This is a genomic window from Pseudoalteromonas sp. CR1, from assembly GCF_019392235.1.
Taxonomy (GTDB): Bacteria; Pseudomonadota; Gammaproteobacteria; order Enterobacterales; family Alteromonadaceae; genus Pseudoalteromonas.
Genome location: NZ_JAHXRM010000027.1, coordinates 1 through 15179 on the forward strand (window position 1 = coordinate 1; position 15179 = coordinate 15179).

At 39.3% G+C, this 15179-nt stretch carries 12 protein-coding genes; 11 read left to right on the forward strand and 1 reads right to left on the reverse strand.

Annotated features, from left to right (window positions below; translation table 11 throughout):
• Nucleotides 1-277 precede the first annotated feature (277 nt).
• The 5 genes from KZZ04_RS17615 to ihfA all read left to right on the forward strand — a co-directional run bounded on the left by KZZ04_RS17615 (nt 278) and on the right by ihfA (nt 5813).
• Nucleotides 278-1333 (forward strand): DUF2066 domain-containing protein, encoded by a 1056-nt coding sequence (locus KZZ04_RS17615; protein WP_058404846.1) that lies wholly within the window; start codon nt 278-280, stop codon nt 1331-1333.
• Entirely contained in the window at nt 1333-2043 is a 711-nt protein-coding gene (gene hda / locus KZZ04_RS17620) for a DnaA inactivator Hda (protein ID WP_171034596.1), read from the forward strand. Before KZZ04_RS17615 ends, hda begins: the two co-directional genes overlap by 1 nt.
• Nucleotides 2044-2127: 84 nt before the next feature.
• Complete coding sequence (gene pheS / locus KZZ04_RS17625; protein ID WP_058404847.1) at nt 2128-3108, forward strand: phenylalanine--tRNA ligase subunit alpha; 981 nt, start codon at nt 2128-2130, stop codon at nt 3106-3108.
• A gap of 15 nt (nt 3109-3123) precedes the next feature.
• The gene (pheT, locus tag KZZ04_RS17630; protein WP_219423499.1) at nt 3124-5511 is read left to right on the forward strand and encodes a phenylalanine--tRNA ligase subunit beta; all 2388 of its coding nucleotides are present in this window, start codon (nt 3124-3126) and stop codon (nt 5509-5511) included.
• 2 nt (nt 5512-5513) lie between these two features.
• Entirely contained in the window at nt 5514-5813 is a 300-nt protein-coding gene (gene ihfA, locus KZZ04_RS17635) for an integration host factor subunit alpha (RefSeq protein ID WP_002960690.1), read from the forward strand.
• 72 nt (nt 5814-5885) lie between these two features.
• Here ihfA and KZZ04_RS17640 read toward each other — a convergent pair whose 3' ends face one another.
• Nucleotides 5886-6686 (reverse strand): DUF2989 domain-containing protein, encoded by an 801-nt coding sequence (locus KZZ04_RS17640; RefSeq protein ID WP_219423501.1) that lies wholly within the window; start codon nt 6684-6686, stop codon nt 5886-5888.
• A 174-nt stretch (nt 6687-6860) separates the two neighbouring features.
• On the opposite strand from KZZ04_RS17640, the gene KZZ04_RS17645 reads away from it, so the two are divergent.
• The 6 genes from KZZ04_RS17645 to KZZ04_RS17670 all read left to right on the forward strand — a co-directional run bounded on the left by KZZ04_RS17645 (nt 6861) and on the right by KZZ04_RS17670 (nt 15129).
• On the forward strand, nt 6861-8303 hold the full coding sequence (locus KZZ04_RS17645) for a glyceraldehyde-3-phosphate dehydrogenase (RefSeq protein WP_058404850.1): 1443 nt from the start codon (nt 6861-6863) through the stop codon (nt 8301-8303).
• A gap of 212 nt (nt 8304-8515) precedes the next feature.
• Nucleotides 8516-9643 (forward strand): M14-type cytosolic carboxypeptidase, encoded by a 1128-nt coding sequence (locus KZZ04_RS17650; protein WP_138528092.1) that lies wholly within the window; start codon nt 8516-8518, stop codon nt 9641-9643.
• Nucleotides 9644-10178: 535 nt separating this feature from the next.
• Nucleotides 10179-11681, forward strand: coding sequence for a sodium:alanine symporter family protein (locus KZZ04_RS17655; protein ID WP_058404851.1), 1503 nt, complete (start codon nt 10179-10181; stop codon nt 11679-11681).
• 167 nt (nt 11682-11848) lie between these two features.
• Nucleotides 11849-12175, forward strand: a complete 327-nt coding sequence (locus tag KZZ04_RS17660; RefSeq protein ID WP_058404852.1) for a hypothetical protein — start codon at nt 11849-11851, stop codon at nt 12173-12175.
• Nucleotide 12176: 1 nt separating this feature from the next.
• Nucleotides 12177-12458: a YeaC family protein gene (locus KZZ04_RS17665; RefSeq protein WP_006794492.1), complete on the forward strand. Its 282-nt coding sequence runs from the start codon at nt 12177-12179 to the stop codon at nt 12456-12458.
• On the forward strand, nt 12448-15129 hold the full coding sequence (locus KZZ04_RS17670) for a DUF349 domain-containing protein (RefSeq protein ID WP_219423503.1): 2682 nt from the start codon (nt 12448-12450) through the stop codon (nt 15127-15129). Before KZZ04_RS17665 ends, KZZ04_RS17670 begins: the two co-directional genes overlap by 11 nt.
• The last annotated feature ends 50 nt before the right edge of the window (nt 15130-15179 follow it).

Genomic DNA, 15179 nt, shown 5'->3' on the forward strand with positions numbered 1-15179 from the left:
CATTTGCTATGTGAAAGTAGGACATTACCAGGCTTCAAATACAAGAAAGCCCGATTCGAAAGAGTCGGGCTTTTTTAAGTCTATAGAAAAGTAAAAATTAAGTATTTCTTTCTCTAAAGCGCAGCGTTTCTTAAGCGAAGCGCCTCTTTGTGAACAGTGTTTTGACTATCCAGTGCATTTACCATGATTCAACATATCTCAGTAATAAATATAATTTTGCTTTGTTACTGGCTTTGATTTAGGATCAAATCAGTTTAAAACCAAGAACTAACATACAGTGTATAGATTATTAATTACCGCAATATCCATTTTAATTTGTTTTTCTGTTTCAGCAGTTGAAGTCACTGATCTATATCAAGATATTTTAAAAGTTGATGATAAATCAAGAGATGCACGATTAACGGCAAGTCGTAAAGCTTTACTTAACGTATTAGTCAAAGTGAGCGGTGATGAAACAGCCGATCAAAATCGATTAGCTCAACAGCGAACTAAAGATATTTCTGATTACATGCTCAAATTTGAATACGATGAGCGTACAGAGGGTCAGTTAAAGTTAGTTGTTAAATTTGAAGAACGTAAAATCAATACCCTTGTAAAAGAACTGAGTTTACCACTTTGGGGTTCACAACGCCCGTTAGTCGCTATTTGGTTGGGTATTGAAGATAACTGGCGCAGAGAGCTAGTTACACAGGAAAGTTATCCACAGTTGGAGCAATTAATTTACGATAGTGCACGAAGACGTGGCTTACCTGTTGTTGTGCCATTACTGGATTTACAAGATAGGCGTCTAGTAGGAATACCAGAGGTGTGGGGTAATTTTTCAGGGCCTATCGAGGAAGCGTCCCAGCGTTATAGTGCTGAAAGAAGCATCACAGCAAAAATGTACAAAGACAACAACAGCAATAACTGGGTTCTAGATTGGCGATTCACGAATGGTGACTTGTTTGACGAAAATCGCTTAGTTGGCGATAAACAACAAATTGTTAGTCAAATGATTGATACATTAGCAAGAGGGCTTGCCAGTGAGTACGCAATTGATCCTAATGCATACTATGAACAAGCTTCGGCTATTTTAACCTTAAAAGGGACTGACAATTTTGTAGATGTTGAGTTAGCGAAAAGACGTTTACAAAGTCTTAGTGTGGTTACCGATGTAATCATTATCCGTAAAACAACAGAATTTGTTGAATATAAACTGAGCCATACAGGAAATGTTACAGATTTAAAAAAAGCACTAGGTCTCGATTCTGCGTTTAAAGATTATATCGACCCGCGTGCTTTTTATCATGTAGTAGACAAAAGCAGCCTTGAGTATCAATGGGTAAAACCATAGTGCTAAATCAAGAACCAATGCAAATGGCTTTGCCTGTTACTTTACCAGATGACGAAACTTTCGCATCGTACTTCGGTGGCGAAGATTCATTAGAGGTAAATCACCTCAAAGCAAGTTTTTCTGAATTGGCGAATACATTTCAATATACGTATTTGTGTGGTTTAGGTGACTCAGGAAAATCTCACTTGTTGTACGCTACATGCATAAAGGCTCAAGAGCGTGGCCTTTCAAATATGCTGCTTTCTATGCGTGAGGTTATTAACTTTGGCCCTATGGTTTTAGATGGACTAGAAGCACTGGATATACTATGTATTGACGATGTTCATCTAGTCGCAGGCAACGATGCTTGGGAAAAAGCTTTATTTAATTTTTTTAATCGCTTTAATGAACCCGGTAAAATGTTGGTTGTAACAGCTGACCTATTACCAAATATGCTAAATATATCGCTTCCAGATCTAGAGTCACGTTTAACGTGGGGAACCACGTTTCAAATACGTTCAATGAGTGATGATGACAAAGCTCAAGCTTTAGTTAAACGTGCACACATGCGTGGGCTTGAATTAAGTGATGAATGTGCGCGGTTTTTATTAACCCGCCTGAGCCGCGATATGCGAGCATTATTAGATGTTCTAGACAAATTAGATCACGCATCTATGGCAGCACAAAGAAAATTAACAATTCCTTTTATAAAATCAACGTTAAAGCTGTAGTAGGTCTAGAATCTAGACCCTGCTTTCAGTTATCATAAGCCATTAGTTAACAGCAATCACCCTCTGTGAAAGATCAGGTACCCAATGAACTTAGAAAATATATTAGCGCAAGCACTTGAGGCTGTAGCCAGTGCCAGTGAAATCGCGCAACTAGAAGAAATCAGGGTTAATTACCTTGGAAAAAAAGGCGAAATCACCAGCTTACTTAAAACGTTAGGAAAAATTGCACCTGAGGAACGAAAAGAAGCAGGGCAAGTGATAAACCAAGCTAAACAAGATGTACAAGTTGCAATTAACGAAAAGCGTGAATTATTAGCGAGTAAAGCACTAGAAGAAAAACTAGCTGCAGAGACTATTGATGTAACTCTTCCTGGTCGTGTAATGCCAGCGGGTGGCTTGCATCCAGTAACACGTACTATTGAGCGTATTGAAAGTTTTTTTGGCGAGTTAGGGTTTGCTGTTAAATCAGGTCCAGAAATTGAAGATGACTTTCATAACTTTGACGCATTAAATATTCCAGAACATCACCCTGCGCGCGCTGATCACGATACCTTTTATTTTAATCCTAAGTTAGTACTGCGTACTCAAACCAGTGGTGTGCAAATACGAACTATGGAAACAGAGCAGCCGCCGCTTCGTATCATATCTCCTGGGCGCGTATACCGTAACGATTACGATCAAACGCACACTCCGATGTTTCATCAGGTAGAAGGTTTAATGGTAGATACTGACGTTAGCTTTACTGAGCTAAAAGGTATTTTACACGACTTTTTGCGTAACTTTTTTGAAGAAGACATGGAAATTCGTTTCCGTCCTTCATTTTTCCCATTCACAGAGCCTTCAGCTGAAGTCGATGTAATGGGCAAAGACGGCAAATGGCTAGAAGTATTAGGCTGTGGCATGGTACATCCAAATGTTCTTAAGTCTGTGGGTATTGATCCTGAGAAATACACGGGTTTTGCATTCGGCATGGGTGTAGAGCGCCTAACAATGTTGCGTTATGGCGTAAACGATTTACGTGCATTTTTCGAAAATGACTTAAAATTCCTAAACCAGTTCCGTTAAGAGTGAAGCAATAAAATGAAATTTAGTGAAAAGTGGTTAAGAGAGTGGGTAAACCCTGCTATTGATACGCAAGCTCTGTCGGAACAGCTTTCTATGGCCGGCCTTGAAGTTGACGGCGTTGAGCCAGCTGCAGCCAAGTTTAATGGTGTTGTTGTTGGTGAAGTTGTTGAATGTGGCCAGCACCCTGATGCAGATAAGCTACGTGTAACAAAAATTAATGTTGGTGGTGATGAACTGCTAGATATTGTATGTGGTGCACCAAACTGTCGCCAAGGCATAAAAGTTGCTGTAGCAACCGTAGGTGCTGTGTTACCTGGCGATTTCAAAATTAAAAAAGCGAAGCTACGCGGTCAGCCTTCTCATGGGATGTTATGTGCATTCGACGAGCTAGGTATTAGCGAAGAGGGTGAAGGCATCATGGAGTTACCAAGTGATGCACCAATTGGCACTGACTTACGTGAATATCTAAGCCTTGACGATAACATCATTGATGTTGATTTAACGCCAAATCGTGGTGACTGTTTAGGCATTAAAGGCCTTGCACGTGAGGTAGGCGTTTTAAATAGTACAGATGTAAATGTATTAGAAATACCAGCTGTAACACCAACAATTGACGATAAAGTATCAATTGAACTAGTTAATGAAGATGCTTGTCCTCGTTATTTAGGTCGTGTAATTAAGGGAATTAACCTTGATGCAGAAACACCACTTTGGATGGTTGAAAAACTACGCCGTAGTGGCGTGCGTTCAATCGATCCGGTTGTTGACATAACAAACTATGTACTACTAGAACTTGGTCACCCGATGCATGCTTTTGATTTAAATACAATTGAAGGCGGTATTAAAGTACGTAATGCTAATGTTGGTGAAGAGCTTGTATTACTTGATGGCAATGCAGCTAAATTAAAAGAATCAACACTTGTGATAGCCGATCATAATAAAGCACTCGCAATTGCTGGTATCTTTGGTGGTGAGCAATCTGGCGTTACTGAAAAAACAACAGACATACTGCTTGAAAGTGCGTTCTTTAACCCGGTAGCAATTGCTGGGCAAGCGCGTAGCTACGGTTTACATACCGATGCGTCACATCGTTATGAGCGTGGAGTAGACTTTGCACTACAACATGATGCAATGCAGCGTGCTACAGCGTTACTTTTAGAAATTGTTGGTGGTCAAGCAGGTCCTGTAGTTGAAGCTGTTGCAGCCGATAAACTACCAAAAGTGACTGAAGTACGTTTGCGTCGTTCTCGTTTAGACCGCGTAATAGGTCATCATATTGATGATGCTAAAGTAACTGATATTCTGACTCGTTTAGGCCTTGATGTTAAAGTTGAAAATGATAGCTGGAGTGCGGACATACCAAGCTACCGTTTTGATATTCGCATTGAAGAAGACTTAATTGAAGAAGTTGCGCGCGTATACGGTTATAACAGTATCCCAAATGTGGCACCAACTGCAAAACTTAAAATGACAACGCATAACGAAGCGAGTATTGCGCTAAGCAAATTCCGTAATACGTTAGTAACGCGTGGGTATCAAGAAGCGATTACTTACAGCTTCGTTGATCCTAAGGCTCAAGCTATTTTGCATCCACGAAGTGATGCACTTGTTCTACCGCATCCTATTTCAATTGAAATGTCAGCAATGCGTGTCAGTTTAATGCCGGGTTTATTAGCGTCTGTTGCATACAACCAAAATCGTCAACAACCTCGCATTAGGTTATTCGAGCATGGCCTTAAATTTATAAGCGATGAAAATGCTGAAAATGGTGTATGCCAAGTACCTGTGATTGGTGGTGTTATTACTGGTTTAGCACATGGAGAGCATTGGGTTGAAGAAAAACGAAACGTTGATTTCTACGATTTAAAAGGTGATGTTGAAGCATTACTTGCTATTACAAATGACGTGAGCCGTTTTGAAATTAAAGCTGAACAATCTGATGGACTTCATCCTGGCCAGTCAGCTGTTATTTATGTTGATGGGAAAAAGGTTGGCTTTTTTGGTGCATTACATCCTCAAGCGCAAAAGTCGTTAGATATCAATAACGCAACTTTTGTATTTGAAATTGAAATGTCAGCAATTGAAAAAAGAAATTTACCACAAGCTGAAAGCGTGTCTAAATTTCCTTCAAACCGTCGCGACATCGCGATTTTAGTGGCCAACAGCGTTAAATCTGGCGATATTTTAAACGCTATAGAAAAAGTTGGCGGAAATCAATTGGTTGACCTAAACTTATTCGATGTGTATAAGGGCAAAGGTATTGAGCCAAATTATAAGAGTTTGGCGATTGCTCTAACACTGCAAGCGGTTGATAGAACACTCGAAGAGAAAGATATCAATCTAGTAGTTGATAACGTGGTGGCCGAATTGGCCGAAAAGTTTAATGCATCGTTGAGGGACTAGATATGGCGCTTACTAAAGCCGACATAGCTGAACACCTATTTGAAAAGCTCGGGATCAATAAAAAAGATGCCAAAGATTTAGTTGAAGCGTTTTTTGAAGAAATCCGCTCAGCGCTAGAAAAAGGAGAGCAGGTTAAGCTTTCTGGATTTGGTAACTTTGATCTTCGAGACAAAAAAGAAAGACCAGGGCGTAATCCGAAAACAGGCGAAGACATTCCTATTTCGGCGCGTCGTGTTGTCACCTTTAGACCGGGCCAAAAATTAAAGACCCGTGTTGAAGTGGGTACCAGCAAAGCAAAATAAAAAAAGGCAGCGAAAGCTGCCTTTTTTATTACACAGCCGCTTAACGTTTAGGTAAGCGGGTTGAGTATTTTGTTAAAATTCTCTAGGTGATACAAATTCACCTTCTAATACTTGTTGATAGGTTTGCTCAGCAAGCGAATCAAGGCCTGATAAGTTTTTACCTGTGCTTAACAGCTCTTGTTCTATTTCAAATAAATCTATATTTTCGATACCCGACATTTGTGCCACTTTTGAAAATATATAGGCATGTTTAAATTTATCATGTTTATAAAAAAGGCTAATTAGTGAGGTGTATACTTCAGGGTTAGGTAGGTTCCCTTTTTCATTTAGCTCTAATGTTTTATAGAGTAAATCAATGGTTTTATCGTCATCAAATTTAATATAGTAAGACGCTAAAAAGAACTGCATCTCTGCACTTTGGGTAACGCTTGGATCGTTTTCTATGGCTAAAAGCTTACTTAATGCACCTTGATTATTGTTTCTTGACCAATGGTAATAAAGTAAACCGGGGTGATTAGTATTTACAGTGTCTTGATAAAGGCGTGTCATTTCTTTAATGCTAGTAAGCTGCCCATCTATTCGAGACGTTTTTTTAGCTTTGAGCTTTATGTGCTCAATTTTGGCTGCCAATGTTATACATTGGTTGTATGTCTCAAATTTTTTTAATAATTGATATTTATTTTCATCCGTTGGCTCTTTGTATTCACTGTAACGCTTTAAAATAACTTCAGCACGCTCGTCCTTACAATGACTATCTTTGTTTAGATCAGCACAAAAACCGGGTGTTTCCTTACAAACTTGTGCCAGCGTCACAGGGTCTTCACAACCCGCTAATGTTAGTAATCCAAGTAATATACTTGCTCTTTTTAGCATTCCTTAACCCCAAATAAATATCTACACAGCTATTCTAGCGCAATCATTTAACGCCTAACAGTAGAGAATAACTTCAGATTAAATTAGAATAGCTGTGCCTGAAGTGCATTACTCTCAAAATATAGTGCACTTTTAAAGGCTATCCGTTCAAAATGATAAATTTAGGTAAATAAAATGACCTCATCTCACGAGTTAGAATACACAAATAGTTGGCAAGAACGCCAAGATTACGCTGAAAGTATGCAACCTATTATTGGTAAGCTTTACCGTAATCGTGGTATTGAAATTGCTGTATATGGCCGTCCTCTCGTAAATGCCAGCACAATTGAAATTATTAAATCTCACAAAACTGTTGCACAATTTGAAGGCACAAAATTACGTTTACGCGAAAGCTTCCCGTTTTTAGAAGCAATCAGCAAAATGGAATTAAACTCTGCTCGTATTGATATTGGTAAGCTGGCATATAGCTACTTATACGGCGACGTTGCAAACGGCCGTTCAGTTGAAGAGTTTGTTAAAGATGAATTAGCAGAAATAGCCAATTCGACTGTAAAAGAGCCACGTGATGTAGTCCTTTATGGCTTTGGCCGTATTGGCCGTTTGCTTGCTCGCTTATTAATTGAAAAATCGGGCCCTTACGCCGATTTACGTCTACGTGCAATCGTTGTGCGTGGCGGTAAAGAGGGTGACCTCGAAAAACGTGCCAGTTTATTGCGTCGTGATTCAATTCATGGCCCATTTAATGGTTCAATCACTATTGATAAAGAACGTAATGCAATTAAAGCGAACGGCAGTTACATTCAGGTTATTTATGCAAATTCGCCTAGCGAAATCGATTACACACAATACGGTATCGAGAATGCGTTAATTGTTGATAACACAGGTATTTGGAAAGATGAAGCAGGTCTTGGTCAGCATTTAGAGTGCAAAGGCGCGGCTAAAGTATTACTAACGGCACCGGCTAAAGGTAATATTAAAAACATCGTATATGGTGTAAATAACCAAGATATTTTATCTGAAGATAAAATTGTGTGTGCAGCAAGTTGTACAACAAATGCGATTACGCCAACGTTAAAAGCATTAAACGACAAGTTTGGTATTAATAATGGCCACGTTGAAACGGTTCACTCGTACACAAACGATCAAAACCTAATTGACAACTATCACAAAGCAGAGCGCCGTGGTCGAGCTGCAGCCCTTAACATGGTAATTACTGAGACGGGTGCGGCAAAGGCGGTATCTAAAGCGTTACCAGAGCTTGAAGGCAAGTTAACAGGTAACGCGATTCGCGTTCCTACACCAAACGTTTCGCTTGCTATCTTGAACCTAAACTTAGCCACAAGTACGTCGGTTGAAGAGCTAAACGCATTTTTACGCGATACAGCACTGCATTCAGACTTACGTGATCAAATTGATTACACAGCGTCTACAGAAATAGTGTCTACCGATTTAGTGGGCAGCCGTTATGCTGGTGTTGTTGACTCGCAAGCAACAATTGTTGACGATAACCGTATTGTTTTATACGTATGGTACGATAATGAATTTGGCTATAGCTGCCAAGTAGTTCGTTGTATGCGAGATATGGCTGAAGTGTCATTCCCAAGCCTACCACGCTAATGTATATTTAGTATCCAAAAGCCAGCGTTTAGCTGGCTTTTTTAATGTGTCATTATTTTTAATGTGCGTGCCTTATGCTACGCTTTAATCATTAAAATACAGCGAGCGTAGTTATTTCACAATACGCTGTGTTTAGTGCGAGTATTTTTGCTCGCGATGTTAGTTCTGCTAGTTACAATGCAGATGAGCTTATTAAAATTAAAGGTTTTTTCATGAAAATCAGCAGTAATTTCGACAGTGGTAATATCAAAGTCATTGATGCAACCGATCCGCTTAATATTCAATTAGAGATTAATAACGATCACAATTCTGAATTTTACCAGTGGTTTCACTTTCGATTAGAAACAACGCCTTATCAATTACATAAGCTTAATATTAATCAGCTTGAAAAATCAGCATACCCAGATGGTTGGGAGGGCTACCAAGCAGTTGCTTCTTACGATCGCCAAACATGGTTTCGTGTTCCATCAAGCTATGAAAATGGCACGCTAAGCTTTGAAATAGAGCCAGAGTGCGGCAGTGTTTATTTTGCTTACTTCGCACCATACAGCTACGACCGCCATTTAGACTTACTTTCTTGGGCACAAGCTCAAGGTGCTTGCCAGCTTCAAACATTAGGTGAAACACTTGATGGGCGCGATATCAGCGTGCTAAAAATAGGTGAGCCAAGTGAAGATAAAAAAGTCATTTGGGTAACTGCACGTCAGCACCCAGGTGAAACAATGGCTGAATGGTTTGTAGAAGGCTTACTTCATAAATTACTTGATGACGAAGACCCGCATGCTGCAGCATTATTATCAAAAGCAGTATTCTATATTGTGCCAAACATGAACCCTGATGGCAGTGTGCGCGGACATTTACGTACCAATGCTAAAGGTGTTAACTTAAATCGTGAATGGCAAACACCATCGATTGAAAACAGCCCTGAAGTCTATTTTGTGCTTAATAAAATGCGCGAAACAGGTTTAGATATGCACCTTGATATTCATGGTGATGAAGCTATTCCTTATAACTTTGTTGCAGGCAGTGAAGGTATTCCAAGTTACGACGAGCGCCTTAAAAACTTAGAAGATAACTTTAAAGCGGCGTTACAAACAATAACACCTGAGTTTCAAGATGAGCACGGCTACCCGAAAGATGAGCCCGGTGAGGCTTTGTTAACCGTGGCTTCGTCGGCAACGGCTGAAGAGTTTAAAGCGCTTACATACACCATTGAAATGCCGTTTAAAGATAACAACGATTTACCAGATCCAGATTATGGCTGGTCAGATCGTCGTTCGTACCAGTTTGGTCAAGACACATTATCAGCCATTGTAAATGTGGTTGATACGCTCAGATAGAGTATTTAGAAAAGGCATCAATTTTTGGTGCCTTTTTTTATTCAAATCTACAACGAATTAACATAATACCAATCCGCAATAATACATAATCATTTTACGAGGCTAAACTTGTCGCTACTTGCGTCAAAACTCTTATTAAGAGCAACTAAATAGCGAATTTTTTGCCTAGCTATTAACACGCTTTTCTAACTTTAAAATAGATAACTTAATTAAGCGAATAGATATAAAGCCCTTTCTATAAATCACTTCAATCAAAAATAGATTTTAATCACGCTGTATAAGTCCTTAGCATATTCATATAATTCAAATTACTGGTTAAATAACCCTCAAACACGACGCCAAAGCGCACGTTTTATCTCTAAATATGAAAATTAAGTGTTAACAAAGTTAGCCAACTTAAGTTAATATCAATAACAATCGAATTAAAGATAGGCGAATTGAAGCCTGATTTTTAATCGCTTTGTGTCGCGCATTCTGAGTAGCTAAAACAGAGTCTCGTAATTCATAATAAAAAATATAACTATAGAGGATATTCATGGAAGCTTTTGTAAGCGCTGTTAATGATGTTGTTTGGAGTAATGCCCTTATTTACTTATGCCTTGGCGCGGGCTTGTTTTATTCTGTATTAACTCGATTTGCCCAAGTTCGACATTTTAAAGAAATGTGTAAGTTATTATTTAGTCCTAACACATCTGAAAAAGGCATTTCTTCTTTCCAAGCACTGGCTGTGTCTTTATCGGGGCGAGTTGGTGTAGGTAACATCGCCGGTGTTGCTGCAGCTATAGGCTTTGGTGGTCCGGGGGCAATTTTTTGGATGTGGGTTGTTGCATTTTTAGGTGCTAGTACGGCCTATGCCGAGTCAACGCTGGGTCAAATTTATAAAGAAGAAGAGAACGGCCAGTACCGTGGTGGACCTGCGTTTTACTTTGACCGTTGTTTAAAGCAAAAGTGGCTAGCCATCCTATTTGCTATTTCTGCCGTTGTTGCGTGTGGTGTGTTCCTTCCTGGTGTACAAGCAAATGCAGTAGGTAATGCGTTTACTCAAGTATTTGGCGACGGGACTATGGTATCGACCAGCTTTGGTGATGTAGGCAGCTTTAAGTTAGTTGCGCTGGCTATTATTCTTATCGTTTTAGCTTTTATTATTTTCGGTGGCATAAAACGTATTGCTAACTTTACCCAAATTGTAGTGCCGTTTATGGCACTAGGTTACATTGTACTTGCCTTAATTGTTGTATTTTTACACATCGATAGAGTACCAGATATTTTCGCCATGATTATAAGCGACGCCTTTACAGCTCAAGCAGGATTTGGTGCTGCAATTGGTTGGGGTGTAAAACGTGGAATATACTCAAACGAAGCAGGCCAAGGTACTGGGCCGCATGCAGCCTCTGCTGCAGAGGTAGACCACCCAGCACAGCAAGGTTTAGTTCAGGCTTTTTCAGTTTACGTAGATACCATCTTTGTATGTACCGCAACTGCACTTATGATTTTATTAACACAACAATACAACATTGTTGGCGAGCTACCTGCAGGCCAATTTATTGTACAAAATGTTGATGCAGCAACAGAAGTCGGTTCTGCAGCATTTACACAAATGGCATTATTCAGCGTATTTGGCGGGTTTGGCGAAGCATTTGTAGGCATTGCACTGTTCTTCTTTGCGTTCACTACAATTTTAGCTTACTACTTCATTGCCGAAACTAACATTGCATACTTAAATCGTTATTTTAAAGGCAGTATTCCACTCGTTATTGTGAAGTTTGTGATAATGTTTATGGTTGCGTACGGTATGGTCAATAGCTCGGGTTATATTTGGACTATTGGCGACATAGGCGTAGGTTTAATGGCATGGATCAATATATTAGGCATTTTAGCTATATTTTTTGTCGCAAAACCAGCACTACTATGTTTAAGCGATTACGAAGATCAAAAGAAAAAAGGCGGCAAAATAACTTTCGACCCAGTTAAGTTAGGCATAAAAAATGCTACTTTTTGGGAAAAGCGCCTTGAAAAGCAATCTAAAGATCCTGAGTGATTCAATATACAACGTACTTGCTAGTTTGTGGGGAAGTGGATTTAAGCCAATAACAGAAAGTCATATTATCTATTGTTGGTTTAAATTGAAAAAAGACAACGACAAATAAAACAAGTACAATAAAGGCGCCGCAAGGCGCTTTTTTTATGCGTAGTATGGAGAGATGTATGGCGATAATTCGTTGCCCAAAATGTGCAAAATCAATTTCAGATAAATACAAGCAATGCCCGCATTGCGAAAGTAACATTTCAGAGCTAAATGACGAGCAGGTTCAACAACTTCAGCGCGAACAGCAAATTAAAAAAAAGCAGATGTTTATAAATCACTCCTTCTTAGCACTTATCATATTTTTGGGTGGTTTTTTCTGTTTGTATTTTTTACAACCGCAAAAAGAAACCCTTGAGTGGTATGCTTACACCATCGCCATTGGCGTAGGGTGTATTTGGTATCTTATTAACCGTATTGTTTTAGTGACTCTTAAAAAGAAAAGATGACATGAATATCGATAAACTTGTAGAAAATATAACTCCAGAATTATTTGAACGCTTGCAATATGGTGCATCAACAGGCAAATGGCCAGATGGCACTGTATTATCAGATGAGCAAAAGCAACAAACAGTGCAGTTGGTTATGTTGTATCAAGCAAAGGTGGCTCAATCGAACGAGCAATTTACGATTGGTGCTAATGGTGAAATGATCCAAAAGACAAAAGCGCAACTACAAAAAGAATTCAAATCAGACAACGAAATAGCTAGGTTTAGTGAACATGATCTTTAAGCACCTTTTTACGCCAAAATGGAAACACCCCAAGCAACAGGTTCGTCTTGATGCAATTGAAAAGCTAGACACGCAGCGCGATGCAAGTATTTTAAATACACTTGCATTAGAAGATAGCTCTGCAGAAATACGCCGTAAGGCGCTTCAAAAGGTAAATGATTTACCACTGTGGTGGAAAGCCTACAAACAAGATCAAGCGCTAAAAGATATTGCCGAGCAGCAAATATCAAATGCCGTTTTAAATAGCGAAAGCACACTGACACCGCAAATTAAAAGTGAATATATAGAGCGCTTTGCTCCTGTAAAAACATTAGAAAAACTGGCGTTTGCAGAGAAAGAACTAAATGTTCGCGTTAAATTACTTAAGCGTTTAGCAAATCCAAAATTAGTTGAAAAAGCTTTCAAAGAGGGCAGCGAAGAGTTACAAGCGCAGTTAATTGAGTTAGTTATTAACCATCGGCTTACCAAACCACTTGCTAAACACGCTAAAGGGGAAGCAAAAGCCACCCTTGATACGCATATTGAAAATGAACGTTTTGCTAAGGAAATGCCACAAGAAGTTGAAAATTCAACGCGTGTTATTTTAGCCAAACTTAATGCATTACGTGAAAAAACAGACTTTGCGATTGTAAACCCTGGGGCTACTGAATTAATGGCTCAATGGCAAGCATTAGAGCTTAAATGGCTAACAACGGAACGGATAAAAGCGCTAGATGAAAAGTACATCGCTATTACCAGCAAGCTTGACACACATATCGCTCAACTAAAAACCGAGCACGATAAAGAGCAGCAACTTTTAGCATTAAAACAGCGACAATTACTTGCATTAGCAACGCTTGAAGCATTAAGCGATGAAATTGAAAATGCACTTCAGGTTGGTTTAGAAACCCCTGAGCAAATTCAACAAGATTGGCTCGACGCTAAAGTAGCGCAAGCAAAACAAGCGATCACAGAGACTGAGCTTGAAAACAACGCACAGTCTAAAGCGGTAATCGTAAAGCTTGAGAGTTTATTTTCTCAAGTGGCCAAATTACCTGAACTAACAACTGCTATTGCGCAATACAAAGAGGCACTAACCGCTTTAAAACTAATTGAACCAGCACAAACCCTTGAGCAATATGACGAAACTCTTTCAGCTTTTAATCAAGCGTTTAAAGAGACTCGTGGGCATTTATCTATTTTAGATAGTACATTACAAGGTAAGTTTAAAGCGGAGTTAAATGCACATAAAAAGCAATTTTTAGCATTAATGAATGACTTAATTAAACCGCTTGGAAAAAATCAGAGTCAGGCAAAGCGTAAAGCTCGTGATGTTAAGCGCTTAATTGAAGAAGGCCGGTTTAATGTGGCATTTGGTGTATTTAAAGGTTTTGAAGAGCTATTTAATACATTAACAGCACGCTACCAGCAACCGCTTGAAAATATTAAAGCAGAGCTAGAGCAACAACTTGCCGATGCAAAAGATTGGCAAAAATACGCTGCTGCACCGAAGCGTGTTGCGTTACTAGAAGAAGTAACTCAGCTAACTGAGCAAGAATGCACCGACCCACAACAGCGTGCCGAACAAGTAAAAATGTTACGCACACGTTGGAATGAACTTGGGCGTTTAGATACAGACGAAGAAAAACAACAAGGTGTTCAGTTCGATGAACATATAGAAACATTGTTTGCACCTTGTCGTAGTTACTTTGCCGAGCAAGAAGAGAAACGCGATGCAGCGAAGTTGCAACGTGAAAGCATAATTACAGATATGCACACGCTTGGTTTAGAGCCAACCAGTGAAGATGGCTTTGATTGGAAACAGTTTGAAAGCCAATACAATAAGCTAAATAAAGCATGGCGCAGTGTAGTAAAAGTTGACCCTAAAACATATCGAGTATTAAACGATCGCTATAAAAGCGAGCAACAACAGGTGCTTGGTTTATTAAATGCGTTTCATAAAGGTAATGCTGCACTTAAAAATGATTTAGTTGAACAAGCCCAGAAACTATCGCAAAGTGACGATTTAGCAAGTGCTTGCCAAGCCTTAAAGCAAATGCAGCAGCAATGGCAAACTATTGGTTTTGCAGGTTTAAAAGCCGAAAATGCGCTGTGGCAAAAATTTCGTCAGTATAACGATGAAGCATTTATTAAGCGCAGTACCGAATTTGAGCAACAAAAGCTTGAGCAAAATGAGTCTGATAAACAAGCCGCTGCAGAACTAGCTGAATTAGAAGCGGCATTAGAGGCGGTGGAGCAGCGTGCGCAACTTCATGATCTAGAAACTAAGGTTAAGGGCTATGCACAGTTTAGAACGCTTGCACCAAAGGTGGCTGCATTGCTAAAGGCTATTGATGAAAAAGTGTCAGTGCTTATGACTAAATCAGAGCAAGCTAATTTAGAAGCATTACTTAGTGCACTTCAAAATAATGAAGAAATACCGGCTCAGTATCAAGCAACTTTAAAAACATCACTAAATGAAGAGCAGCTCATAACGCGTATGGAAATTTTAGTGAATGTGAGTTCGCCAAATGCATCTCTTAGAATGGCAGAGCAAGTTGCTATGCTTGATGATAAACATCGTGGTGATCATGCTGATTTAAATTATTATTTAAAACAGTTACTCGCGCTCAGTAACGGTTCAGTTGAACCTGAGACACTAGCACGACTAAAATCGACACTTGCAGCTTAATCATCAACGTTACTCCAACTGTTGATAAAAACGTTAAAAGGCCGCTCAAA